General features: G+C 63.8%; 21 protein-coding genes. 5 read left to right on the forward strand and 16 right to left on the reverse strand.

Annotated features, from left to right (window positions below; all coding sequences use genetic code 11):
- Positions 1 to 273: 273 nt before the first annotated feature.
- The 4 genes from holA to Q7T45_RS07455 all read right to left on the reverse strand — a co-directional run bounded on the left by holA (position 274) and on the right by Q7T45_RS07455 (position 6390).
- Entirely contained in the window at positions 274 to 1302 is a 1029-nt protein-coding gene (holA, locus tag Q7T45_RS07440; protein WP_304869291.1) for a DNA polymerase III subunit delta, read from the reverse strand.
- A gap of 121 nt (positions 1303 to 1423) precedes the next feature.
- Entirely contained in the window at positions 1424 to 1975 is a 552-nt protein-coding gene (gene lptE, locus Q7T45_RS07445) for an LPS assembly lipoprotein LptE (RefSeq protein WP_304869293.1), read from the reverse strand.
- Positions 1962 to 4586 (reverse strand): leucine--tRNA ligase, encoded by a 2625-nt coding sequence (gene leuS / locus Q7T45_RS07450; RefSeq protein WP_304869295.1) that lies wholly within the window; start codon positions 4584 to 4586, stop codon positions 1962 to 1964. Before leuS ends, lptE begins: the two co-directional genes overlap by 14 nt.
- 112 nt (positions 4587 to 4698) lie before the next feature.
- Complete coding sequence (locus tag Q7T45_RS07455; RefSeq protein WP_304869297.1) at positions 4699 to 6390, reverse strand: diguanylate cyclase domain-containing protein; 1692 nt, start codon at positions 6388 to 6390, stop codon at positions 4699 to 4701.
- A gap of 106 nt (positions 6391 to 6496) precedes the next feature.
- Between Q7T45_RS07455 and Q7T45_RS07460 the strand changes: the two genes are divergently transcribed.
- Positions 6497 to 7186: a YggS family pyridoxal phosphate-dependent enzyme gene (locus tag Q7T45_RS07460; RefSeq protein WP_304869299.1), complete on the forward strand. Its 690-nt coding sequence runs from the start codon at positions 6497 to 6499 to the stop codon at positions 7184 to 7186.
- Between the two features lie 172 nt (positions 7187 to 7358).
- On the opposite strand, the gene Q7T45_RS07465 is transcribed toward Q7T45_RS07460, so the two are convergent.
- Together Q7T45_RS07465 and Q7T45_RS07470 are read right to left on the reverse strand one after the other, a co-directional pair.
- Complete coding sequence (locus tag Q7T45_RS07465) at positions 7359 to 8144, reverse strand: 2-keto-4-pentenoate hydratase (RefSeq protein ID WP_304869301.1); 786 nt, start codon at positions 8142 to 8144, stop codon at positions 7359 to 7361.
- A gap of 25 nt (positions 8145 to 8169) precedes the next feature.
- Positions 8170 to 8739 carry a L,D-transpeptidase gene (locus Q7T45_RS07470; protein ID WP_304869303.1) on the reverse strand — a complete coding sequence of 190 codons (570 nt, stop codon included), beginning with the start codon at positions 8737 to 8739 and terminating at the stop codon, positions 8170 to 8172.
- A 210-nt stretch (positions 8740 to 8949) separates the two neighbouring features.
- Between Q7T45_RS07470 and Q7T45_RS07475 the strand changes: the two genes are divergently transcribed.
- Positions 8950 to 9636 carry a response regulator transcription factor gene (locus tag Q7T45_RS07475; RefSeq protein WP_304739738.1) on the forward strand — a complete coding sequence of 229 codons (687 nt, stop codon included), beginning with the start codon at positions 8950 to 8952 and terminating at the stop codon, positions 9634 to 9636.
- Positions 9637 to 9690: 54 nt separating this feature from the next.
- Positions 9691 to 10134, forward strand: a complete 444-nt coding sequence (locus Q7T45_RS07480) for a cyclic nucleotide-binding domain-containing protein (RefSeq protein WP_304739740.1) — start codon at positions 9691 to 9693, stop codon at positions 10132 to 10134.
- 127 nt (positions 10135 to 10261) lie between these two features.
- Here the strand turns inward: Q7T45_RS07480 and Q7T45_RS07485 are convergent, their stop codons facing one another.
- From Q7T45_RS07485 to Q7T45_RS07500, 4 genes are all read right to left on the reverse strand, one after another.
- Entirely contained in the window at positions 10262 to 11077 is an 816-nt protein-coding gene (locus Q7T45_RS07485; RefSeq protein ID WP_304869306.1) for an exodeoxyribonuclease III, read from the reverse strand.
- 171 nt (positions 11078 to 11248) lie between these two features.
- Positions 11249 to 12064: an outer membrane lipoprotein carrier protein LolA gene (locus Q7T45_RS07490; RefSeq protein ID WP_370691232.1), complete on the reverse strand. Its 816-nt coding sequence runs from the start codon at positions 12062 to 12064 to the stop codon at positions 11249 to 11251.
- 134 nt (positions 12065 to 12198) lie between these two features.
- Positions 12199 to 14643, reverse strand: a complete 2445-nt coding sequence (locus Q7T45_RS07495) for a DNA translocase FtsK (protein ID WP_304869308.1) — start codon at positions 14641 to 14643, stop codon at positions 12199 to 12201.
- A gap of 13 nt (positions 14644 to 14656) precedes the next feature.
- Positions 14657 to 15871, reverse strand: a complete 1215-nt coding sequence (locus tag Q7T45_RS07500; protein ID WP_304869309.1) for an aminotransferase class I/II-fold pyridoxal phosphate-dependent enzyme — start codon at positions 15869 to 15871, stop codon at positions 14657 to 14659.
- A gap of 169 nt (positions 15872 to 16040) precedes the next feature.
- On the opposite strand from Q7T45_RS07500, the gene Q7T45_RS07505 reads away from it, so the two are divergent.
- The gene (locus Q7T45_RS07505) at positions 16041 to 16271 is read left to right on the forward strand and encodes an AbrB/MazE/SpoVT family DNA-binding domain-containing protein (protein WP_304869310.1); all 231 of its coding nucleotides are present in this window, start codon (positions 16041 to 16043) and stop codon (positions 16269 to 16271) included.
- Between the two features lie 3 nt (positions 16272 to 16274).
- Positions 16275 to 16685 carry a type II toxin-antitoxin system VapC family toxin gene (locus tag Q7T45_RS07510; protein ID WP_304869311.1) on the forward strand — a complete coding sequence of 137 codons (411 nt, stop codon included), beginning with the start codon at positions 16275 to 16277 and terminating at the stop codon, positions 16683 to 16685.
- A 149-nt stretch (positions 16686 to 16834) separates the two neighbouring features.
- Here Q7T45_RS07510 and Q7T45_RS07515 read toward each other — a convergent pair whose 3' ends face one another.
- The 6 genes from Q7T45_RS07515 to Q7T45_RS07540 form a co-directional block, all read right to left on the reverse strand.
- Positions 16835 to 17764: a CoA ester lyase gene (locus tag Q7T45_RS07515; protein WP_304869312.1), complete on the reverse strand. Its 930-nt coding sequence runs from the start codon at positions 17762 to 17764 to the stop codon at positions 16835 to 16837.
- Positions 17761 to 18933: a CaiB/BaiF CoA-transferase family protein gene (locus Q7T45_RS07520; RefSeq protein ID WP_304869313.1), complete on the reverse strand. Its 1173-nt coding sequence runs from the start codon at positions 18931 to 18933 to the stop codon at positions 17761 to 17763. Before Q7T45_RS07520 ends, Q7T45_RS07515 begins: the two co-directional genes overlap by 4 nt.
- Before the next feature lie 59 nt (positions 18934 to 18992).
- Complete coding sequence (locus tag Q7T45_RS07525; protein ID WP_304869315.1) at positions 18993 to 19400, reverse strand: GFA family protein; 408 nt, start codon at positions 19398 to 19400, stop codon at positions 18993 to 18995.
- An 11-nt stretch (positions 19401 to 19411) separates the two neighbouring features.
- Positions 19412 to 21646 (reverse strand): acetate--CoA ligase family protein, encoded by a 2235-nt coding sequence (locus Q7T45_RS07530; protein ID WP_304869317.1) that lies wholly within the window; start codon positions 21644 to 21646, stop codon positions 19412 to 19414.
- Between the two features lie 309 nt (positions 21647 to 21955).
- Positions 21956 to 23425: an ammonium transporter gene (locus Q7T45_RS07535; RefSeq protein WP_304869319.1), complete on the reverse strand. Its 1470-nt coding sequence runs from the start codon at positions 23423 to 23425 to the stop codon at positions 21956 to 21958.
- 35 nt (positions 23426 to 23460) lie between these two features.
- A complete protein-coding gene (locus Q7T45_RS07540) occupies positions 23461 to 23799 on the reverse strand; it encodes a P-II family nitrogen regulator (protein WP_304743700.1) in 339 nt (112 codons plus the stop codon).
- Positions 23800 to 24063 lie beyond the last annotated feature (264 nt).

The raw sequence follows: 24063 nt of genomic DNA on the forward strand, positions 1-24063 counted from the left end.
CCCTGTCCCTCGCCGCGACGCTAGCGCATCCGCGAAACTCGGTTGCCCAACCGGCCGATATGCCATCCCAGCCCTCTCCACAGCTAGGTCGCCAGTGAATCGCAGATTCGCCTTTATGCAAAGCTCTCGCTTGCGGGGGAGGTCGCGCGCAAAGCGCGCGGGTGGGGGCTCTCTCAGCGAGCAATCTCTCTCGCTCGATCTTGAATCTCCTGGACTGTGCCCGCGGAGAGTCCCCCACCCCGGCCCTCCCCCGCAAGCGGGAGAGGGGGAAGATCATCCCCGCCGCTTGGCATTCACCGCGATCGACATCAGCGCGCGTTGCGCGATCACGGCGGCCAGCGTCGACTGCTTGCGCGACTCCAGCGCGGCGGTCGCGAGCTGTTCGATGATTCCGATCAGCCGCGCCGGGCTGAAATTCCGCAGTGCCACCTCGGCACTCGGCTTCCGGGAAAAATGCAGCCGCGGGAATCCGCTGTCGAGCAGCGTCGATACCGGCGTGCCCTCGGCCACCGCGAGGCTGGTCTTGTGCAGCCAGGCGGCATGGCGCTGCGCGGCCGAAATGATCATGCCCGGATAGGTGCCGGCCACCATGGCCTTGGCGAATTCGGTTTCCACCAGATCCGGCCTTCCCGCGAAGGCGCCGTCGACGATCGGGTCGATCTTGAGCTCGGAGGCGTCGGCGACCACCGCCATCACGTCGTCGAGCGTGACCTCGCGTCCGCCGTGCGAGTACAGCGCAAGCTTCTTCAGCTCGTTGCGCGAGGCCTGGCGGTCGCCGCCGAGCAGCGACATCAGGACCGCGCGGGCGTCGGCGGCGATGCTCAGATTCGAAACCCGCAGCTCGCTGTCGATCAATCGCGCGAGCGCGCCGGCGTCGTCGGCATAGCAGGCGATGGCGACCGCGGTCCTGGCGCGCTCGCAGGCCTTGCGCAGCGGCGATTCCGGCCGCAGCTCGCCGGCCTCGATCACGATGCGGCAATCCTTCAAGGGAGAATCCGCCAGGGTGTCGACGCCGCTGGCGAAATTGCGCGAGCCGGCGCGGACGCGAATGGCGCGGCGGCCGCCGAACATCGGTATGGTCATCGCTTCATCGACCAGCCGCGACGGCTCGGCCGAGAGTTCGTCGCCATCGAGCCGCACCAGCGAGAACGGATCATTGGGATCGTCGACCGCGGACGCCAGCAGCGCATCGGCGCGTTCGCGCACGAGGCCGGCATCGGGCCCGTAAAGCAGGATGATGGGACGCGCCGGGTCGGGCCGGGCGAGAAAAGCGTCGATCTCTTTTCCGCGAAGCGCGACCACTACGAGATCCTTGCCGTCATTCCGAGACGCTCGTCTTCGCGCGGACCTGGAATCTCGATCGAATTCTGCTACTTCTGGATTCCGGGTTCGCGCTGCGCGCGCCCCGGAATGACGAGATGGGTCAGGTCCCCGCGACGAAGTACGACGCCAGCCGGGTCTGGATGTTTTCCGCGATCTCGGCTGCGGCGCGATCCTCGGCGTCGCGGAAGGCGCGGGCGTGGGCGAAGCGCTGCATCTGGCCGGGAATGTCGTAGGACACCCGCGCGAACGTGGTTCCCGTCATGACCGATTTGTTGGTGGCGAGTTCGATCAGATTGTACTGGGCGTCGATGCCGTAATTCTCGCTGGATGGCAGCGCGGTGGCGGGATCGAGCATCAGCGACGAGCGACTGGTGCCGAACCGCAGCACAAGCTTGTGCGTGGGGGGCATGCCGGTGGCGTTGCCGTAGAGCTTGAACTTCAGCGCGTTGCGAATTTCGACCTGGACCCGTGCCTCGCGGGAGGCATTGGGCTTGTCGACCGGCGGGACGTCCACCCCCATCAGCTTTTCGCGCAGGCCGGGGGTGCCGTCGGTACGCTCGGCATACATCGGCTGAAAGCAGCCGGCCGTCAGCGCCGCCAGGGCGGCCACGACCAGGAGCCGAGCGGCGATGCGGGTCTTAGCCAACGACATTCACGATCCTCATGGGAACAATAATGACCTTGCGGACGGCGTTGCCGCCGAGGGCCTGTTTTACCGCATCGAGAGCCAAAACGGCAGCCTCAATTTCCGGATTTTGGGCACCCCGTGGCACGGTGACATCACCCCGCTTCTTGCCGTTGACCTGGACCACCAGCGTCACGCTATCTTCAACCAGCAAATCGCGTTCGATTTGGGGCCAATTCGCCTCTGAAATCAGCCCCTTCTGGCCCAAGACCGTCCAGCACTCCTCGGCCAGATGCGGCATCATGGGCGCGAACAGTTGAACAAGGATGACCGCGGCCTCCCGGACCGACCAGGCCAGATCCGGCGAAGGCTCCCCCTCGCGGCCCAGAACCTCGGCCAGCGCGTTGGTGAACTCGCGGATATGGGCGAGGCAGACGTTGAAATGCAGCTTTTCGATCCCGGTGGAGACCTTGTCCAGCGCGCCATGGGCGGCCTTCCGCAGCAGCAGCGCGTCCGCGCCGAACGCCGCCGGCCGTGCCGCCGGGGCTGATTGGGCGATCCTGGCGGATTCATTGACCAGCCGCCACAGCCGCTGCACGAAGCGCGAGGCGCCCTGCACCCGCTCGTCGCTCCAGATCACGTCGCGGTCCGGCGGCGAATCCGAAAGCATGAACCAGCGCGCCACGTCGGCGCCGTAGGTGGCGATGATGTCGTCGGGGTCGACCGTGTTGCGCTTCGACTTCGACATCTTCTCGATGGCGCCGACGGTGATGTCCTCGCCCGTGGTCAGCAGGATGGCACGCTTGCCGTTGCCGCCGGCTTCAATCCGCACTTCGGCCGGCGTGACATAGCTGCCGTCGGCCTTCTGGTAGGTCTCGTGCACCACCATGCCCTGGGTGAACATGCCGGCGAACGGCTCATCCATGCCGATATGGCCGGTGGCCTTCATGGCGCGGGTGAAGAAGCGGCTGTAGAGCAGATGCAGGATCGCATGCTCGACGCCGCCGATATACTGGTCGACCGGCATCATCCGGTTGGCGACATCAGGCGTGGTCGGTGCCTTCTCGTTCCAGGGATCGGTGAAGCGCGCGAAATACCACGATGAATCCACGAACGTGTCCATGGTGTCGGTTTCGCGCTGCGCCTTGGCCCCGCACTTCGGACAGGCGACGTGCTTCCAGGTCGGATGATGGTCGAGCGCGTTGCCGGGCTTGTCGAAGGAGACATCCTCCGGCAGCACCACCGGCAGGTCCGCATCGGGCACCGGCACCACATCGCATGTGGGGCAGTGGATCACCGGGATTGGGCAGCCCCAATAGCGCTGCCGCGAGATGCCCCAGTCGCGCAGCCGGAAGTTTACCTGCCGCTCGCCGACCGGCATGTTGCCGCGGATCTCTCCTTCGAGGCGCTTGGCGATGTCCTGCTTGGCCTGCTCGATGGTCATGCCGTCGAGAAAGCGCGAATTGATCATGCGGCCGTCGCCGTCATAGGCGGTGTCGGTGATGACGAACGTCTTCGGGTCCTGGCCTTCGGGACACACCACCGGGGTGTTGCCGAGCCCGTATTTATTGACGAAGTCGAGGTCGCGCTGGTCGTGCGCCGGGCAGCCGAAGATCGCGCCGGTGCCGTATTCCATCAGCACGAAATTGGCGACATAGACCGGCAGCTTCCAGTCGGGATCGAACGGGTGGACTGCGCGGATGCCGGTGTCGAAACCCAGCTTCTCCTGGGTGTCGATGATCTCCTGCGCGGTGCCGTGACGCTTCGCTTCCGCGATGAACTCCGCGAGTTCTGGATTCTTCGCGGCCATCGCCTGCGCCAGCGGATGATCCGGCGCGATCGCCATGAACTTGGCGCCGAACAGCGTGTCATGCCGCGTGGTAAAAACCTTCAGCTCGGTCTCACCCGCCGGCGTCGTGGCGGGATCGAGCGCGAAGCGCACCAGCATGCCTTCGCTGCGGCCGATCCAGTTGCGCTGCATCAGCCGCACCTTGTCGGGCCAGCGGTCCAGCCCATCCAGCGCGTCGAGTAATTCCTGCGAATACTTCGTGATCTTGAAGACCCACTGGTTCATCTCGCGCTGCTCGACCACGGCGCCGGAGCGCCAGCCGCGGCCGTCGATCACCTGCTCGTTGGCGAGCACGGTCATGTCGACCGGATCCCAGTTGATCTTGCGCTTCTCCCGCTCGGCCAGGCCGGCGCGCAGGAAGTCGTTGAACATCTTCTGCTGGTGCTTGTAGTAGCTGGGATCGCAGGTCGCGAATTCGCGTGACCAGTCCAGCGACAGCCCGATCGACCGCAGCTGCTTCTTCATCGCGGCAATGTTTTCGTAGGTCCACGCCTTCGGCGCCACCTTGCGCTCGATCGCGGCATTCTCGGCCGGCAGGCCGAAGGCGTCCCAGCCCATCGGGTGCAGCACATTAAAACCCTTGGCCCGCATGAACCGCGCCAGCACGTCGCCCAGCGTATAGTTGCGCACATGCCCGATATGGATGCGCCCGGAGGGGTAGGGGAACATCTCGAGCACGTAGTATTTCGGCCTGGTATCGTCGTTCCTGGAGGCGAAGATCGCCTTTTCATCCCACTGGCGTTGCCAGCGCGGCTCGGTTTCGCGTGCGTTGTATCGTTCGGAGGTCATGGAATCGCTGGGCTTTTTGCAGGTCAGGGGCCGTCTCAGGGGACGGCGGACTAGGCCACAAAAGCGGCAGGGGGGTCAACGCCCCCGCGCCTCAAAGGGCTGACGGCAACCCTCAGCTCGCCAGCGCCATCCCGCCATCCGTCAGCCGCACGAACCCGTGCTCGACCACCGCGTTGCGGCCGCGGTGCTTGGCGGCGTAGAGGGCGGCGTCGGCGGCTTCGATCAGGTCGCCGGGCTGCTGCTTTTCGTTCGGCCTGGTGCAGGCCACGCCGACGCTGGCGGTGACGGTCAGGAAGCTCGAGGTGGAATGGGGCATTGCGAGGTTCTGGACCGCAGCCCGCACCATCTCGCCGATTTCCAGTGCGCGCTTGGCGTCGGTGTTCGGCAGCAACAGGCAGAATTCCTCGCCGCCGTAGCGTCCGGCAAAGCCCATGGTCTCGCCGGCGACGGCGGCCAGGGTTTCGCCGAGGCGGGTCAGGCAGGCGTCGCCTTCGGGATGGCCATAAGTGTCGTTGAACAGCTTGAAGTGATCGACGTCGATCATCAGCAGCGACAGCTCGCTGTCATATTGCTGGGCCTTCATCCACTCGAAGTCGAGCCGGCTCTGGAAGCCGCGCCGGTTGGCGAGGCCGGACAGCATGTCGATCGACGCCATTACGGTGAGCCGGTCATTGGTGGCGACCAGTTCGCGTTCGCGCTTGCCGAGCTGCGCCGCCATCGCGTTGAAGGCGCGGGCCAGCGGAACGAATTCGGCCGGCAACGACTTGCGCGTGGCGCGCACCGACCATTCGCCCTGGCCGAACCGCTTCGCCATCGCCGCCATCATCTCGATCGGCTGGATGATCAGCTTCTCGGCGGCGACCAGCGCGCCGAGCAGCACGAACAGGCAGACGAAGGCGAGTTGCAGATAGGCGGTGCGAATCTCGCCATTGATCGCCGCGGAAACCCTGGCTTCGTCGATGCTGATGATGAGGCGCGATTGCGTACCGGTGATGCGCGCGAAGTTGACGATGCGTTTCGAGCCATCGACGGCAAGGAATGAAAGCGAGCCTTCCGGCTGGTTCGAACCGATGGCCTTTTCGGCGATCGACGACAGCAGCGGCACAGTATCCAGGGGACGGCCGATCATGCCGGCCTGATCCGCCGGCGCCGCCAGCACTGTTCCGGCACTGTCGACCAGCGCAGCGGTGATGCCGGGCCGGCTGCCGAGATTGCTCATGATCTTCGACATCCAGTCGAGATTGACACCGGCCAGAACAACCGAGTCGGCGTCCGGGTTGATGGCCGATACCGGATAGGCCGCCATCACGACGGGTGTATTGGTCGGTCTGGCGAGCACAAAGTCGCTGAAGACAAAGTCGCGGCTCTCGCGCGCCTTGATGAGATAGGGCCGGTCGCTGAGATCGAGGCCGACATACAGGTTGTTGGTCGAACACTGGATACGTCCATCGCCGCCGGCGATCATCAGGCTGCGGATCCAGGGCAGATTGCTGGGCAGGCTGGCGCGCATGATGTCGCAACTGCGGCCGACGCCACCCTCGGAACCGCGGATATAGGCCGCGGATTTCAGAACCGTCTCGACCGACGAAATCACCTCGCGCTGCATATCGGCGCTGTGCTTGGCGAGACTGGCGAATTCAGCCGAGGCCAACGCGATCTGCTTGGCCCTCGTGTCCTCCAGCGAGCGGACCCGCTCCAGCATCAACGGCGTCACCAGGATCAGCGCCAGCAACGCCAGCCGCGCGCGGATTCCCAGAACCTTCTTGAGTTTCACTCTTTTGCGGTTGAAACTGACCCGTGACATCTTAGTCCCCTGACCCCGGATGCAGGGTATAGGGAAGGGTTCAAGAAGCCTTTCCGGAACTCGGTAAAATTCGAAATAACCCGTAAATCTACCGCCAACGGATGACATGACGCCGCAAAATCCCCTGCCGATAACCACGCATTTACCAAACGGGCTTGCCACGGTGGAGCACGACATCGCGCGCGCCTGCGAGGACGCGCGCCGCGATCGTCAATCGGTGACGCTGATCGCGGTGTCCAAGACCTTCGATGCCGATGCGATTGCGCCCGTGATCGCGGCGGGACAGCGCGTTTTTGGCGAAAATCGCGTGCAGGAGGCCAAGGCGAAGTGGCCAGGGTTAATGTCGGCTTACCCCGGCATTGCGCTGCATCTGATCGGCCCGCTGCAATCCAACAAGGCCCGGGAAGCCGTGGCGTTGTTCGACGCGATCCATTCGGTCGACCGTCCGAGCATTTGCGAAGCGTTAGCCAAGGAAATCGATTCCCAAAAGCGCCGGCCCGAATTGTTCGTTCAGCTCAATACCGGCGAGGAGCCGCAGAAGGCGGGCGTCGCCCCCGGCGACGCCGACGCCTTCATTGCCGCGTGCCGGGAAAAGTATGGTCTGTCGATCACCGGCCTGATGTGCATTCCGCCTGTCAACGAGGCCCCGGCGCCGCATTTCGCGCTGACCGCAAAGATCGCCGCGCGCAACGGACTGACAAAACTCTCGATGGGCATGAGCGCCGACTTCGCCATCGCGATTGCGTTCGGCGCCACCCATGTGCGGATCGGCTCGGCGATTTTCGGGACGCGGTGATGCAGTTTCCTTCCCTTCTCCCCTTGTGGGAGAAGGTGGCGCGAAGCGCCGGATGAGGGGTCTCTATCCGCCGGCAAGTTAGCCGTTGAGCGAACCCCTCACCCGTCCGCGATGCTGCGCATCGCGTCCACCCTCTCCCACAGGGGGAGAGGGGAAGAATAGCGAGCGAGGTCTACTCGAATCTCACCGACACTTTCCCGATCACACCGAAATCAGCCTCGAACAGATCGCCGGATTGAATCGGCAGCGGCGGGTGACAGGTGCCGGTGGTTACGACCTCGCCGGCTCGAAGCGTCACGCCGAGCTGGCGCAATTCGTTGGCGAGCCATGTCAGCGCGATCAGGGGATCGCCAAGTACGTTCTTGCCGTGGCCAATATATTGCTTGCCGCGCAACTTGATGACCGGCTTGTGCTCGACCAGGTCGAGCGCGCGCCAGTTCGATTGGGTCGGCGCGCCGAGAACGAAGCGATGCGCGCAGGCATTGTCCGCAATGATTTGCTCGGCGCCGGCGCCGACAAAATCCGAAAAGCGCGAATCCGGAATTTCGATCGCCGGATGCAGCGTGTCGACGGCACCGAGCACCTCCTGCACGGTGTAGAGTGAGTTGCGCGGCGGCAAATTGGTTTGCATGCGAAAGGCGAATTCCGGCTCGGCGACGCGCATCTCATTGCCCGACATCGATGCCGTGCCGCCTTCCGCAATCACGGTCTCGGGCAGGATGCGCCCGGCCATCGGGCCGTCGACATTGATGTGTTTTTGCCCGGCCTCGCTGGTGGCTGCGATCTTCCAGCCGAACAGTTTTTCGCCGGAGTGGTTTTCGATGGCCGCCTGGATCGCATAGGCTTCGGCGCGGTCGCGCGGACGCAGCGAGGTTTCGAGACCCTCGAGCTTGGCGCCGGCGCGCCAATGGTCGTGCAGGATCCGTGACGCCGCTGCGATCTGGTTCTGGTCGAGCATGGTTGTTTTCCGCGGAGAGGTGAACTTACTCAATCACGATCCTGGTCTCGGGTCCGATCCGTCGCAGCAACCGCAGCATCACCGATTTCGTCATCGAGACGCATCCGGCGGTCGGTCCGAAATTGTCGCGCGCCAGATGCAGGAAGACCGCGCTGCCCCGGCCCGCGATCCGGGGCTCGGTGTTGTGATCGATCTCGACGATGAAATCATAGAGGTGATCTTCGCGCCTGAGCCGGTCGCCGCCCTGCCCGGCCTCGAGCCGCACCGGCTGATTGTAATGGCGGTCGCCGGGGTCTTCGCACCAGGCGTCTTCGGGCTGGATGGCGCGGACCGGCAGATGAGTCCGCGGCCGGGCGTGGCGGTCGGCCCGCCACCACACTTGCCGGGGCCGAAAAATGCCCCGCGGGGTGCCGCCGTCGCCCTCGCGCTTGTTGGCCAGAATGCCGCCGCGTCCCAGCGCGACCGGCATGGTCTGCCCGCCGGCCGTCAGCCAGCCCCGGCGCGGATCGCCGGCGGCGGCGTGAATCCGGATCGCGGAAAGCGGCCGATCACGCGGACTTGTCTGATAAGTGATTGAAATATTGGACTTTCCCATGCGAATCGCCAAATCCCGGTTGCCACCTTGACGGCAAATGCTCTATTTCACGCCAACCCCGACATTCATCCTAAAGCCATCCAAATCTGGAGTAGAATGGGTTTCGGCTTGTGAATCTGTAACAGCCCCTTACCTCAATACGAACCTGACTGACGAAACTGGACTCGGCCGACGGCGCTTACGGTCGCCTGCCCCAAGAGGATTGTACCAATGGCCACTGCCCGCAAGATCCTGATCGTGGATGACGACACCGATCTGCGCGATACGCTGGTGGAGCAATTGTCGCTGCACGACGAGTTCGAGGCCTCCGCCGTCGATACCGGCGCCAAGGGCGCCAGCGCCGCCAAGGCCAATTCTCCCGATCTCGTGCTGATGGATGTCGGGCTGCCGGACACCGATGGGCGCGAAGTGGTGCGCAGCCTGCGCAAGGGTGGCTTCAAGGCCCCCATCATCATGCTCACCGGGCACGATACCGATTCGGACACGATTTTGGGGCTGGAATCCGGCGCCAACGATTACGTGGCCAAACCGTTTCGGTTTGCGGTGTTGCTGGCGCGAATCAGGGCCCAGCTGCGCCAGCATGAGGCCAGCGAAGACGCGGTGTTTTCGGTCGGCCCCTACTCATTCCGGCCCGGCTCCAAGATGCTGACCGGCGCCAATGCCCGGAAGGTACGCCTGACCGAGAAGGAAACCGCGATCCTCCGGTTCCTGTATCGCGCCGGCCAGCTGCCGGTCTCGCGCGAGACGCTGCTGCAGGAGGTGTGGGGCTATAATTCGGGCGTCACCACCCACACCCTGGAAACCCACATCTACCGGCTGCGTCAGAAGATCGAGAAGGATGCGGCCAATCCCGAGATACTGGTAACGGAAGCCGGTGGCTACAAGCTGGTGCCGTGATACGATTCATCAGACGATTCGTATTTATCCGCGCATCCCGATCACCGGTTCTGCATGTCGATCGAAGATGATGTAGCGCTACTCGAGCGCGTCCCCACCCTTCGCCTGCTGGGGGCGACGGCGCTGCGCATGCTCGCGATCGGTTCCGAGCAGCGCAATTTCGCGCGCGGCGAAATCCTGTTCAATGAGGGCGACGATGCCGATGCCGGTTTCATCGTGCAGCGCGGCGCGTTCCGGGTCGAGGACGGCGGCGGCGCGGAGGTCATCGCGGGTCCGGGCGCCCTGCTCGGCGAACTCGCGCTGGTCGTGGCGATGCAGCGGCCGTCGACCGCGACCGCGCTGGAAAACTCCTCGGTGATCCGGGTCGCGCGCAGCCTGTTTCAGCGCGTGCTGGAAAGCGACCCCGCCGCGGCACGCCGGCTGCGCGACGAATTCGCCACCCGCACCAGCCAGCTTGCCAGCGACATCCTGATGGCCGGCGCCAAGCTGAGCATTTAACGCCCGTCGTCCCTGCGAACGCAGGGACCCATAGCCACCGGCGCGCGTGGTTACGACAAGTCGTCGAACAGCATCCAAGATCGAGGATCACGCGGTATGGGTCCCTGCGTTCGCAGGGACGACAAGTCTACACCTCCAGCGTCACCGTGACAGGTACATGGTCGGACGGCCGCTCCCAGCCGCGCGCGTCCCTGGTGATCCGGAAATCGCTGACGCCGTCCTTCAGCGCGCGCGATACCCAGATGTGATCGAGCCGGCGGCCGCGATCGGCCAGCGTCCAGTCGGCGGCACGGTAGCTCCACCAGGTGTAGACCTTTTCCGACAGCGGGATGCGCTCGCGCGCGACGTCGAACCATTCGCCGTGAGCCTGCGCGGCGAGCAGTTTCTCGGTTTCGATCGGGGTGTGCGACACCACCTTCAGGAGCTGCTTGTGCGACCATACGTCGTTCTCGTGCGGCGCCACGTTGAGATCGCCGACCAGGATATGCCGGTCCTCGCCGCGCGGATGCAGCGGCTCGCACGCCTTCATCTCGTCGAGAAACCGCAGCTTGTGCTCGAATTTCGAATTCAGCGCGGGATCGGGAATGTCGCCGCCCGCCGGCACGTAGAAATTATGCAGCACCAGCGGTTTTGTCAGTTGCGCCTTCTCGCCGAAGGACACCGAGATGTGGCGTGAATCGAGCTTGTCGCAGAAGGTGCGGATATCCGTGCTCTCGAACGGCAGCTTCGAGATCACGGCGACGCCGTGATAACCCTTCTGCCCGTTCAGCGCGACATGCTCATAGCCGAGACGCTTGAAGCGTTTCAGCGGGAATGCGTCGTCGATGCACTTCGTCTCCTGCAGGCAAAGCACGTCCGGCCGCACCGATTTGAGGAATTTGGCGACGATCTCGATGCGCAGGCGCACCGAATTGATATTCCAGGTTGTCAGGGAAAAGCGCATGGCAGGACTTATGAACGTCATTGCGGCGAGCGCAAGCAACGATTCGTAGGGTGGGCAAAGGCGCGTCTTCGCGCCGTGCCCACCATCTCTCGGATGATCTTGCCGGTGGAATGGTGGGCACGGCGCAAGAGCGCCTTTGCCCACCCTACGAACTACGAAATTGGCCGAGAACTAACCCGGCGGGGTCGTATAATTGGTGAAGTCGATTTTGAACAGACCGGGATCGAGCTTCCGGGATGAATCCACATTGTAGACCGCGACCGTGGTGTCATAGCCTTGCGGGTCGGTCACGGTCCATTGCTTGAGCTGGCCGTCCTTGGCGCCGACCATCAGCATCAGGCGGCTGGTGCCGATCAGTGCCTGCTTCTCCTCGATGGTGACGCTGATGAACAGGTCGTCCGCGGTCACGCTGACGACGTTGGTATCCTTCAACAGGTCGATCCGGTCCGACAGCAAAAACCGCAGCGGCGTCTGCGACAGCGGATAGATGTCCTGGGTCGCAAGCTTGCTGTCGCGCACCGCCAGCGAGGATCCGTCGGCGATGATCGCGATCGGACTCGGCGGCTCATACTCGAAACGCACCTTGCCGGGCTTCTGGATGTAGAAGTCGCCCTTGATCTTGGTGCCGTCGGGCCCGACCTGGACGAAATTTCCGACCAGCGTCTGCAGCGACGAAAGGTAGGAACTCACCTTGGCCGCCTGCGCCTTCTGGTTGGCGTCGAAGGTCGCAAAGATATTGGCGGGAACATTGCGGCGCGGATCGGGAATCACCGGATTCGGTACCGCCTGGGTCGCTCCGGTCGTCATCGGTGCCCGCGGCTCCGATGCGCTGAGCTGCACGTCGCGGCCCTTCGGCGCGGGCTTTGGAATCGGAACGGTCTGCGCCTCGGACGGCGCCGCGGCGCCGGCCACGGCTGTCACGATCAGCAGCGCCAGGGCGGTGTACATGCCGGCGCGCATGCTGCGGGTTGCTGATCGTTGGGCCATTCGAAAATTCAGATTTCTGTTCAACGTGTCGTCCTGCCTGGCTGCCTTTTTACCGTGCTTTCGGCCCAAGGAGATATCGTTTTTCCGTGAGAATAACATGCTCCGTCAGGCAGCCCCTTCAGGTTCGATAATGCTCAAAAACGGCTTTCTTCTTCTTCGACCAGAATTTCACGTTTGCCGGCGTGATTTGCCTGCCCGACGATACCTTCGAGTTCCATTCGCTCCATCAGCGACGCGGCGCGGTTATAGCCGATCTGCAGCCGGCGCTGGATGTAGCTGGTGGAGGCCTTGCGGTCGCGCTTGACGATCGCCACCGCCTGCGAGAACAGGTCGCCGCCGCCACCCTCGCCGCCGCCCATGCCGGTGGAATCGAACACCGCGCCGTCCTCGTCGGTGGGCTCTTCCGCGGTGACCGCCTCGAGATATTCGGGCTGGCCCTGGGATTTGAGATGACGCACCACCTTCTCGACCTCTTCGTCCGAAACGAAGGGGCCGTGGACGCGGCTGATGCGGCCGCCGCCCGCCATGTAGAGCATGTCGCCCTGTCCGAGCAGCTGCTCGGCGCCCATTTCACCGAGAATGGTGCGGCTGTCGATTTTCGACGTGACCTGAAACGAGATGCGGGTCGGAAAGTTCGCCTTGATGGTGCCGGTGATGACGTCGACCGACGGCCGCTGCGTCGCCAGGATCACGTGCAGGCCCGCGGCGCGCGCCATCTGCGCCAGACGCTGCACCGCGCCCTCGATATCCTTGCCGGCGACCATCATCAGGTCGGCCATTTCATCGACGATGATGACGATGTAGGGCAAGGGATCGAGGTCGAGCTTCTCTTCCTCGTAGATCGCCTTGCCGGTTTCCTTGTCGAAGCCGGTATGCACGGTGCGGCTCAGCTCTTCGCCCTTGGTCTTGGCTTCGAGCAGGCGCTGGTTGTAGCCGTCGATGTTGCGCACGCCGAGCTTGGACATCTTCTTGTAGCGCTCTTCCATCTCGCGCACCGCCCACTTCAGCGCGACCACGGCCTTCTTCGGATCGGTCACGACAGGCGTCAGCATATGCGGGATGCCGTCATAGACCGTGAGTTCGAGCATCTTCGGATCGACCATGATCAGGCGGCATTGATCCGGCCGCAGCCGATAGACCAGGCTGAGGATCATGGTGTTGATGGCGACGGATTTGCCGGAGCCGGTGGTGCCGGCGATCAGCATATGCGGCGTCCGCGCCAGATCGATGATGATGGATTCGCCGCCGATGTTCTTGCCGAGACAGAGCGGCAGTTTCGCCACTGATTCGTCCTTGGCCGTCAGCAATTCGCGCAAGTAGACCTTTTCACGATGCGCATTCGGCAGTTCGATGCCGATGGCGTTGCGGCCGGGGACCACGGCGACGCGTGCCGACAGCGCGCTCATCGAGCGGGCGATGTCGTCGGCGAGGCCGATGACGCGCGAGGATTTGATGCCGGGCGCGGGTTCGAGTTCGTACAGCGTCACGACAGGGCCGGGATGCGCCTTGACGATTTCGCCGCGAACGCCGAAATCGCCGAGCACGCTTTCCAGCGCGCGCGAATTTGCTTCGAGTTCCGATTTGCTCAGCGGCTGGCGGTCCGAGGCTTTCGGCGCGGTCAGCACCGACACCGAGGGCAGTTCGAATTTTTCGGAGGCTTTGCGCTGCGGCGTACGCGGTGCGGCCTTCTTGCGCGGGGCGCGGGCGGCGGGAACTTGCTCTTCGTCTTCTTCCTCGTCGACGAAATCCTCTTCGGCCTGCGGCGCCAGTGACGGCGCGGCGCGGCCGCCCAGATTGGGTTCCTGGCGCTCGAACGAGGCCGTGCGCGGCTGCGGCGCACTCGCCACCAGCGAGCGATAGGCCAGCGAGAACAGCCATGCGAGCCGCGCCTTGGCGCTCATGACGGCATGAAAGGCCCATCCCAGCGAGACCGAGCCGCGATCGCCTTCCTCCACGAACGGCGCGTCGTCGTCCTCGATCGGCGTCAGTTCCGCTTCGTGCGGACGCGAGCCCATGCCGCTCGCGAACAGGAAGGTCGCAACCACGCCTGCGAACAGGATGACCCCGAGGACGAGGCGATAGACCAGACCGGGCGGCCCGAACACGACGGCGGGCGCGCGCACCAGCGCGTCGCCGACGACGCCGCCAAGCCCCGTCGGCAGCGGCCATGCCCCGCCATGCGCCCAGCAGCTGGCAAAGCCCGCCGAGATCACCGTGCAGAGAATCCAGCAGGCGATCCGCAGCGCCTCGCGGTCGAAGGTGCGGTGGGTCAGCATGCGCCAGCCCCATACCGCGACGGGGAGGATCAGCATGATGGCGCCGAGGCCGATGATCTGCATCAACAGGTCGGCGGTGATCGCACCGGGATAGCCGAGAATATTGCGGATCGGGCGCGAGGTCGCGTGGCTGAGGCTGGGATCCTGCACCGACCAGGTCATCAGCGCCGCCGTTGCCACGCCGGACAGCGAGATCAGCGCAAGTCCGGCGAGTTCGCGCAGGCGCCGCGCCAGCGCCTCGCGGATAGACGCCGGCAAGTGGCCGACCAGGGGAAGGACGCGTTCGATCGCCGGCATGCTCATGGGGCCTTCGCGACTATTTCAAAGTTTCGACCAGCCGGTGCAACGCCTCGGCTGTTGTTTCACTGTCTGCAACGAGCGCCAGCCTGATGTAGCCGGCGCCGGGATTGCTGCCGTCGGCCTGCGGGCGCGCCAGGTAACTCCCGGGAATCACCCGCACGCCGGCGTCCCTGTAGAGCTTTATCGCCGCGGCTTCGTCGCCGCCGTGCTCCGACACATCCAGCCAGACACAGAAACCGCCGGCGGGACGATGGTATCCGTAACGATTGCCGAGGATCTGGTCGGCGAGATCGAATTTGATCCGGTAGAGCCTGCGGTTCTCTTCGACATGCGCCTCGTCGGAATAAGCCGCGACCGCAACCTGCTGCAGCGGCACCGGCACCTGCGGTGCCGCCACATTGCGCAGCTCGTGGAACATGCCGAGAAATTTCGCGTCGCCGGCGGCAAAGCCGACCCGCATGCCCGGCAGGTTGGAGCGCTTCGACAGCGACTGGAACGCCACCGCATTGGTGAAATCCGGCCCGGCGCATTCCAGCATGCTGCCGGGCGCTTCCCTGGTGTAGATTTCCGAATAGCATTCGTCGCTCAAGATCATGAAGCCGAAGCGGTCGGCGAGTTGCTTCAGCCGGCTGAAATATTGCTTTGATGCCACCGCTCCCTGCGGATTAGCCGGCGAGGCGATGTAGATCGCCACGGTTCGCGCCAGCGTGGCGTCGTCGAGCGCGTCGAGATCCGGCAGGAATCCGTTGGCGAGCGTGGTCGGCAGGAAAATCGCTTCGCAGCCCGCGGCGCGGGCGCCGGCGGCATAGGCCGGATAGAACGGATTTGGTATCAGGATCGCGGGCCTGCCCTTGCGCTCGCCGACATAGCGCGCCGCGGTGAGCGCGGCAAAAAACAGTCCCTCGCGGCTGCCGTTCAGCACCAACAGCTCGGTGTCGGGATCGATCGCCCGCGGCAGGTCGAACCGGGTGGCAAGCCAGTTGGCGGCGGCCCGGCGGAACGGCTCGATGCCTTTGGAGATGGGGTAGCGGCCGAAATCGGCGATGTGCCTGGCCAGCACCGGGCCGACAAAGTCCGGCACGGGATGCTGCGGCTCGCCTAATGACAGCGCAATCAATGGCTTACCCGGCTGATATGGCGCCAGCAGCTCTGCCGTCCGCAAAAACGGCGAGCGCTCGCCTTCCTGGCTGCCGGCGGCCTGCGGCGCACGTGATGAAGCGGTGATTGCCATACGTAAAGCGCCAGCACTCTCGGGGCAGCCGGTCGCACATCGAGACCGGCCAAAACGGATCAAACCACCATAGATACGGCGAGGTTAAGACGCGATTAACCATCGACGCCACTGGACAATTTGCGAGGTGTTACCATACTATTTCAAGGTATTACTTTTGGAGTTCGCGATGGCAACCACGGTTACGAGCAAGGGCCAAGTGACGATCCCGAAGCCGGTTCGCGACCATTTGGGGATCGGTCCTGGCAGTCAGGTAGCGTTCCGGCGCGCTGCCGACGGCAGCATCGTCATCGAGAAGGCCGACGGAACGCGTCAGCCGAGCCGCTTCGCCAAGCTCGTGGGTATTGCTGGCCCCGGTCCTTCAACCGATGAAATTATGGCGATGACTCGCGGGGAATAGCCCGTGACGCTGGTGGATTCGAATATTCTGCTCGATATCTTCACCAAGACACCAAATTGGTGGGAATGGGCGCTCCTCCAATTGGAGGAAGCGGCGCTACATGGCCCGTTGCTGATCAACGATGTTATTTATGCAGAGAGTTCGGTTCGCTTTCAGAGCATTAATGAATTCGATGCGGCGTTGGCGGTTGCCGGCATCACAGTCGCGTCGATGCCACGGAAAGCGCTGTTTCTTGCCGGTAAAGCCTTCGCGCGTTATCGCGTCGCTGGCGGCACCCGGACCGGCGTGTTGCCGGATTTTTTCATTGGAGCGCATGCTGAACTTGAGGGACTGCCGCTACTGACGCGCGATGCGCAACGATATCGGCATTATTTCCCCAGCGTGATGTTGATCGCACCGGAAACCGAGGAATGAGGATTACTCGCTCCTTTGACCTCCAGTCCGGGACGTGAGCGGGTCAAGATCCAACTCCGGCGCATTTTTTGTGCAGCGATTCCAAGGGCATCCTTTCTGTACATGGGGTTGTTTTCGCGATTTTTTTTTGCAGGGCCCTGTGTGTCCCCTCAATCCTGCCCTCGAAAACTCATCAGCCGCTTGATCATCCGGATGTTGGCGTAGTCCACCATCTTGCCGTCGACGGTGACCGCGCCCTGCCCGTTTCGCTCCGCCTCTTCCAGCGCGGCGATGGCGCGTTCGGCGTAGGCGAGTTCCTCGTCCGAGGGGATGAAGGCATTTCGCGTCGGTTCGATCTGGCTGGGGTGAATGACCTGTTTGCCGTCGTACCCCATCGCGGCGGCCTTGGCCGCGGTCGATGCGGTGGCGATCGCGTCGCGAAACGCGCCGCAGGGGCCGTCGATCGCGCGCAACCCGAAGGCCCGCGCGGCGACCAGCAGGCGCATCATCGGATAGGCGAACAGGTCGAGCGGTACCGAGGGATGGCCGTCCGCAGCGCTGCCGACATGCCGGTAACCCGATGGCGATGCGCCGATCTCTGAGCTGCGCGCGCCGATCGAGGCGGCAAAGTCGCCAACGCCAAGATGCAGCGCGGTCACCAGCGGGTCAGCCGCCGCCAGGACTTCCACGTTGACCAGGCCGCGTGCCGTCTCGATCAGCAACTCCATCGCGACAGGCGCCTCGCGTGATCCGGCGGCTTCGGTGATCCATTGGCCTATCTTCGCCACGTCGGCGACCGCCTCCGCCTTGGGGATGATGAAGGCGTCGAGCCGATGGATGCCGCCGAGCCGCGCGATCTCCGCTTGAATCGACGGACTGTCGATCGCGTTCAGCCTGACCGCGACGGTCTTCTGACCCCAATCGAGAGCGGTCAATGCATCAGCGGCGGCTTCCAGCGCCGCCGCCTTTTCGGCCGGCGGCACCGCGTCTTCGAGGTCCATGAAGACAGCGTCGGCGACCGACGCTGCGGCGCCTTGCACCATCCGCGCGCGATGGGCGGGAACGGCGAGGTAGGTTCGGGTCAGTCGCGGTGCGCTCATATGCGGGTTTTCTCGAGCAGGCCGAGTTCGGCCAGGATCGCGTCGGTATGCTCGCCGACCGCGGGAATGTCGCCCATCACAGGATTGACGCCGGGAATGGTGATTGCGGGCAGAAAGCTCATCAGCGGCCCGTTCGGCGAACCGACCTTGTGGACACGGTCGCGGGCGTGAAGTTGCGGATGCTGCAGGAAGCTTTCAACCGTATTCATGTTGGCATTGGCAATGGCGGCGTCGTCGAGCCGCTGAATCACCTGCTCCACCGAAAATTTCGCGAATTTTTCCTCGATCAGCGCCTCCAGCGCGTCGCGGTTCTGCATGCGCTGCGGATTGTCGCAAAAGCGCGGATCGCTCGCCAAAGCCGCATCCTGCAGCACCTGCGCGCAGAGCGCTGTCCATTCGCGCGCGTTCTGGATGCCGAAGAAAACCACCCGACCGTCGCCGCACCGGAACGGGCCATAGGGCGCGATGGTGGCGTGCCGTGTGCCGGTGCGGAGCAGCGGCTTGCCGGCGCCATCGGTGTAGTAGGCGGGATAGCTCATCCATTCGGTCATGGAATCGAACAGCGAGACCTCGATCGCCATTCCCTTGCCGGTGCGCTCGCGGTTGAACAGCGCCATCAGCACGCCGTTGACGATATACATGCCGGTCGCGGTATCGACGACGGCGATGCCGCATTTCGCCGGCTGCTCCTGCGTGCCGTTGATCGACAGAAATCCGGCCTCGCACTGGACCAGCAGATCGTAGGCTTTCTTCTCGCCATAGGGACCGCCGCTGCCATAGCCGGAAATGTCGCAGGCGATCAGGCGGGGAAAGCGCGCCACCAGCGTGGCGGCATCGAGACCGAGGCGCCTGGCGGCGCCGGGCGCGAGATTCTGCAGAAACACGTCCGCTTGCGGCAGCAGCGCGTCGAGCACGCGCTGGCCCTCGTCGCTTTTGACGTCGAGCGCGAGGCTCTCCTTCGACCGGTTGGTCCAGGCGAACTGGCTCGACATCCCGTTCATCACGTAATCGTAGTCGCGGCAGAAATCGCCCTTGCCCGGCCGTTCGATCTTGATGACCCGCGCACCCCAGTCGGCCAGATGCCGGCTGGCGAGCGGTGCCGCAATGGCCTGTTCGAGCGACACGACGGTGATGCCGGACAACGGCAGTTGTGGCGATTCCCGGTTCATGGATGGTCTCCGGCGCTTAAACGCGGGCAATGGCCAAAAAGGGTGGCGTGAAGCGCCCGCTATCGTTTCGGCAGCCGCTCGAAGCTCGGCAGGCCCTCGGGGATCTGGTGAAAGGTCTGCTTGTCGATGGTGTAGATCGCCATTTGCGGGGTTCCGAACAGGCTGGGGTCGTCGAGTGTGCCGACTTTCAACACCACGCCGGGCAAACTGCGTGGCCGCGTGACGACATGCGTGCCGCACTCGGCGCAGAATTCCCGCGTCACGGGGCGCTCGAGGTCGCTGCGGGTAAACTGCCTGGGCGTGCCCTTGGTGTATTTGAAGCCGTCGATCGGCATCATGATGAACATGTTGGGCGAGCCGCCGGTGATGTATTGGCATTCCCTGCAATGGCATTGCGCCTTCATCATCGGCTCGCCCTCGGCCTCATAGCGCAGCGCTCCGCAATAGCATCCGCCTTCGAGCCTCATGGCACTTCTCCCTAATGTTTGGCGGCGTCCGAGGCCGCGTTCTTGGCCGCGGCATTGTTGAGCACGATCAGGCCGTCCACGGCGACGCCGACCTTGGTATTGATCAGGAACGGATTGACGTCGATCGAGGCGATGCGATTGCCGGCGTCCGCCATCAAATTGGAGAGACCGACGATGGCTTTTATCACGGATGCCTCGTGCAACGCGGGCTTGCCGCGATAGCCTTTCAACTTGACGCCGGCCTTGGTGCGGTTGATCAACTCCCTGGCCTCGGCGGCGTCCAGCGGCGCGCCGGCCAATGCGACGTCCTTCATCAGCTCGATGTCGACGCCGCCGGTGCCGAACAGCACCACCGGTCCCATCTCGGCGTCGAGCGCGGCGCCGACCACCAGTTCGAGGTCGGCCTTGACCTGCTGCGCGATCAGGATGCCTTCAAGCTTCGGCTTGCCCTTGAGTTTTTTGACCCGGTTGGTGATGTCGGTGAAGGCCTTCTTCACCTCGGCGGCGTTGTTGATGTTCAGCACCACGCCGCCGATGTCGGATTTGTGCAGGATGTCCGCGCTGACCACCTTTGCAACGACGGGAAAGCCGATCTTCTTCGCGATCCTGACGGCATCGGCGGATGTCTGCGCGATCTCTTCCTTCGAGACCGGAATGCCGTAGGCCTTGAGAAGCTTTTTCGATGCGACTTCGTCGAGCGCGGCCGCGCCATTGGCGCCCTTCAGCGTCTTCTCCAGCGTCGCGCGCGCCGAGGCGCTTGAGCTCGATACGATGTCCGGCACCACCTTGCGCAAGCCGGCATAGTCGATCAGCGATTTGATGGCGCCGACTGCGCGATCGAGCCCCTGCATCACCGCGATGTTCGGCAACGATTTGCGTAAGCCCTTGGTGAATTCGGTAAAGCCGATCGACATCGTGCTGATGTAGACCACGGGCTTCGACGCGGCGCCGGCCATGTCGTTGACGATGCGCAGATTGCGCTCGCGCAGTTCGTGCGGCGCTTTCGGCAATTCGGCGTCGATGATGACGATGTCGGTGTCGGGATCGTCGATCATGACCTGGATCGAGGCCATATAGACCGAGGGATCGACCACCGCGGCAAAACCGGCGTCGAGTGGATTGCCGACGATGCTGCCGGGGCCGAGCATTTTCGCCAGTTTCGCGGTGGCGTTGGGGCTCAGCGGCGCAAAGTTCAGCCCGGCCGAAAAGAACGCGTCGATCAGCAGGCCGCGCTTGCCGCCGGACAGCGATACCGCGGCGAGCCGGTTGCTCTTCGGCGGGTCGGCGTGAACGAAGCATTCGGTGGTTTCGATCAGCTCATCGAGGCCACGGACGCGAATCACGCCCTCCCGGGTCGAGATGGCATCAAACGTCTCGATCGAGCCGGCCAGCGCGCCGGTATGGGCCATCGCGGCGGCGCGTCCGCCCTCCGACGCCCCGAGCTTGAGCGCGATCACCGGCTTGCCCGCGGCGCGCGCGGCCTTGCAGGCTTCGCGAAACACTTTTGTATTTCGCACGCCCTCGAGATAGACCACGATCACGCGAACCGAGGGATCGGCGGCGAAATAGCTCATCAGGTCGGGCGTTTCGAGACCGGTTTCGTTGCCGGTCGTCACCATGTAGCCGACGCCGACGCCACGATCCTCCAGCGCCTGGCGGATCGCCATCACGATCGCGCCGGATTGGCCGGCGATCGCGACGGGACCTGCCTCCATCGTGACGATGCGGTCGTCGATATTGGTGAACAGGTTTTCGCCGGCGCTGAGATTGCCGAGGCAGTTCGGGCCGGTGACGGCGAGGCCGGTTTCCTTGACGGCCTGCTTCAGCTCGACCGCCAGTTTCTGACTTTCATCGTCCTGCAATTCGCTGAAGCCCGAGGTGACGATGGTGGCGGAACGGGCGCCCGCCGCGGCGGCGTCGCGGATCACCTGCACCGCGAAACGGGCCGGCACCAGCACCAGAACATGGTCCGGTTTGTCCGGCAGGCTGGCGAAGTCCTTGAAACAGGGGACGCCCCAGATGGTTTCGCGCTTCGAATTCACCGGATAGAGGCCGCCCGCGAACTTGTACTTGACCAGGTTGTTCCAGATCCGCTCGGCATAATTGCCCGGTTTGTCGGTGGCGCCGACCAGCACGATGTTGCGCGGATGCAGCATCGCATGGATGCTTTTCACGATCTCGCTGGCGTCGGGGGCGGGGGACCATTTGCCGGCCGAACCGGACGCATTGCTGGCGTGGGCTTCCATAGGTGTTTCTACCCTTCGTTTCTTGTTCTGCGGCAGCAAGCGATTCGACAGCGAGGGCGTATCTCTAGCCGCTGCGTGGCAGTTCGCCCATCTGGTTCACCGCACCGGAAACAAACAGATCATTTCCGCCCGCGTCAACACGCAGCCGTCCGGCTATCGGTTCCGGTTATTCCGTGGAGCGGTCTTACGCGGCAAAAAGAAAGGGGCCCCAGCTTGCGCTGGAGCCCCTCAACGGTCGGGGCATTGCCGGGTATGTGCCCAAACCGTAGTTCTGGGCGCGACCTCGTAAGGTCGCGCCCCCGGGAGACCTCACATGTTGTAGGCGCGTTCGGTGTGCTCGGTGATGTCGAGACCCTCGCGTTCCACCTCGACGGTGGCGCGGAGGCCTACGATCACATCGACGACCTTGAACAGGATCGCCGAACCGATGCCCGACCACACCAGCGTGGTGCCGACGCCCCAGAACTGCGACGTCATCTGCGCGACCAGATCGTACTCCGCGATCTTGCCGATCGTGTAGTCCATGACGCCGGTGCCGCCGAGAGCCGGATTCACCAGGATTCCGGTGCCGAGCGCGCCGACGATGCCGCCGACACAATGGACGCCGAACACGTCGAGCGCGTCGTCATAGCCGAGCGCGTTCTTGATCACGGTGCAGAAGAACAGGCAGACCACGCCGACCACGAGACCGAGCACGATCGCTCCCATCGGACCGGCGAAGCCGGCCGCGGGGGTGACCGCGACAAGTCCAGCCACCGCGCCCGACAATGCGCCGAGCAGCGAGGGATGGCCCTTGATGATCCATTCCGCGAACATCCAGGCCAGTGCCGCCGCCGCAGTTGCGACGAAGGAGTTGGTCATGGCGAGCGCGGCGCCGCCGGAGGCTTCGAGGTTCGATCCGGCGTTGAAGCCGAACCAGCCGACCCAGAGCAGCGAGGCGCCGATCATGGTCATGGTCAGCGAATGCGGAGCCATCAGGTCCTTGCCGTATCCGGTACGCTTGCCGATCAGGATCGCACCGACGAGACCGGCGATGCCGGCGTTGATGTGCACCACGGTGCCACCGGCAAAATCGAGCGCGCCCTTCTTGAAGATCCAGCCGGCATCGTCCGCAAACGCGGTCTTCGCGGTTTCGAAGGCGGCGGTCGCAGCCGTCTTGGCAGCGCCGTCGGCTGCGGTTTCCACGGCCTTCAGCGCCGCGGTGATCGCGTCCGGTCCAGCCCAGTACCAAACCATGTGCGCGATCGGCAGATAGATCAGGGTTACCCAGAGCGGGACGAACAGCGCGACCGCCGCGAACTTCATGCGTTCGGCGAACGCGCCGACGATGAGAGCGGGGGTGATCGCCGCAAACGTCATCTGGAAGCAGATGTAGATCAGCTCCGTGATGTTGACGTCAGCGGTGAAGGTCGCCACCTGGGCATCCAGAATGGTCTTGCCTTCCGGCGCGATCTTCAGGAAGGCCTTGGAGAAGCCACCGATGAAGTCCGAGCCGCCGGTGAAGGCCAGGCTGTAGCCGTACAGCACCCAGATAATGGTGACGATGCAGACGGTGTAGAAAACCTGCGCCAGCACCGAGAGCATGTTCTTGGAGCGGACCAGGCCGCCATAGAACAGCGCAAGGCCGGGGATCGTCATCAACAGCACCAGAACCGTCGATGTCATCATCCAGGCATTGTCGCCCTTGTTGACGGTTGCCTCGGCACAGGCAGCGGTCGCGGTGAGCAGGCCGACTGCGAAGGCCGCCAATCCCGCGCTATAGGGACGTTTGAACGTCATTTGTTGTACTCCTGAGTGTAAGGTTGAGCGCGAAATCAAAGGGCCGCGGCATCGGCCTCGCCGGTGCGGATGCGGACCGCATGGTCGAGGTTGATGACGAAGATCTTGCCGTCGCCGATCTGTCCGGTTTTGGCCGCCGTGGTGATGGCGTCGATGGTCTTGTCGACCTGGTCCGAGGCGATCGCGACCTCGATCTTGATCTTGGGCAGGAAGCTCACGGCGTATTCGGCACCGCGATAGATTTCCGTATGGCCTTTCTGCCGGCCATATCCCTTGACTTCCGTCACCGTGAGACCGTGAACGCCAATGGCGGTCAGGGCGTCCCGGACTTCTTCGAGTTTGAATGGCTTGATGATCGCCATAACAATTTTCATGGGTCCTATCCCCGCTTGGGCCCGGACCAGACACGACCGGGCGTTCTCGACTGAGGTTCACCACGCGGAGAAGTTCACTACGCGGGCACAGCCAGACCAGATAGAATCAAATGCCGTGCCAGATCGGCCGCATTCCCTAACGGTTTATGAACGCGGGCCTTTTCGGACTTTTCGGGAATCGGCCCGACCTGCGCTATTCCGCCGCGCCTAAAGCCTAGCCATGCCTGCTCAGTTATGAGGCAGGACAGACTGCGGACATAATTG

The sequence above is a fragment of the Bradyrhizobium sp. genome, from assembly GCF_030646015.1.
Lineage (GTDB): Bacteria > Pseudomonadota > Alphaproteobacteria > Rhizobiales > Xanthobacteraceae > Bradyrhizobium.

Coding starts and splice junctions, on each gene's coding strand:
- lptE (WP_304869293.1), bottom strand. CDS start 1,975: ATGTCGTTGGCTAAGACCCGCATCGCCGCTCGGCTCCTGGTCGTGGCC.
- leuS (WP_304869295.1), bottom strand. CDS start 4,586: ATGACCTCCGAACGATACAACGCACGCGAAACCGAGCCGCGCTGGCAA.
- Q7T45_RS07455 (WP_304869297.1), bottom strand. CDS start 6,390: ATGTCACGGGTCAGTTTCAACCGCAAAAGAGTGAAACTCAAGAAGGTT.
- Q7T45_RS07460 (WP_304869299.1), top strand. CDS start 6,497: ATGACGCCGCAAAATCCCCTGCCGATAACCACGCATTTACCAAACGGG.
- Q7T45_RS07465 (WP_304869301.1), bottom strand. CDS start 8,144: ATGCTCGACCAGAACCAGATCGCAGCGGCGTCACGGATCCTGCACGAC.
- Q7T45_RS07470 (WP_304869303.1), bottom strand. CDS start 8,739: ATGGGAAAGTCCAATATTTCAATCACTTATCAGACAAGTCCGCGTGAT.
- Q7T45_RS07475 (WP_304739738.1), top strand. CDS start 8,950: ATGGCCACTGCCCGCAAGATCCTGATCGTGGATGACGACACCGATCTG.
- Q7T45_RS07480 (WP_304739740.1), top strand. CDS start 9,691: ATGTCGATCGAAGATGATGTAGCGCTACTCGAGCGCGTCCCCACCCTT.
- Q7T45_RS07485 (WP_304869306.1), bottom strand. CDS start 11,077: ATGCGCTTTTCCCTGACAACCTGGAATATCAATTCGGTGCGCCTGCGC.
- Q7T45_RS07490 (WP_370691232.1), bottom strand. CDS start 12,064: ATGGCCCAACGATCAGCAACCCGCAGCATGCGCGCCGGCATGTACACC.
- Q7T45_RS07495 (WP_304869308.1), bottom strand. CDS start 14,643: ATGAGCATGCCGGCGATCGAACGCGTCCTTCCCCTGGTCGGCCACTTG.
- Q7T45_RS07500 (WP_304869309.1), bottom strand. CDS start 15,871: ATGGCAATCACCGCTTCATCACGTGCGCCGCAGGCCGCCGGCAGCCAG.
- Q7T45_RS07505 (WP_304869310.1), top strand. CDS start 16,041: ATGGCAACCACGGTTACGAGCAAGGGCCAAGTGACGATCCCGAAGCCG.
- Q7T45_RS07515 (WP_304869312.1), bottom strand. CDS start 17,764: ATGAGCGCACCGCGACTGACCCGAACCTACCTCGCCGTTCCCGCCCAT.
- Q7T45_RS07520 (WP_304869313.1), bottom strand. CDS start 18,933: ATGAACCGGGAATCGCCACAACTGCCGTTGTCCGGCATCACCGTCGTG.
- Q7T45_RS07525 (WP_304869315.1), bottom strand. CDS start 19,400: ATGAGGCTCGAAGGCGGATGCTATTGCGGAGCGCTGCGCTATGAGGCC.
- Q7T45_RS07530 (WP_304869317.1), bottom strand. CDS start 21,646: ATGGAAGCCCACGCCAGCAATGCGTCCGGTTCGGCCGGCAAATGGTCC.
- Q7T45_RS07535 (WP_304869319.1), bottom strand. CDS start 23,425: ATGACGTTCAAACGTCCCTATAGCGCGGGATTGGCGGCCTTCGCAGTC.
- Q7T45_RS07540 (WP_304743700.1), bottom strand. CDS start 23,799: ATGAAAATTGTTATGGCGATCATCAAGCCATTCAAACTCGAAGAAGTC.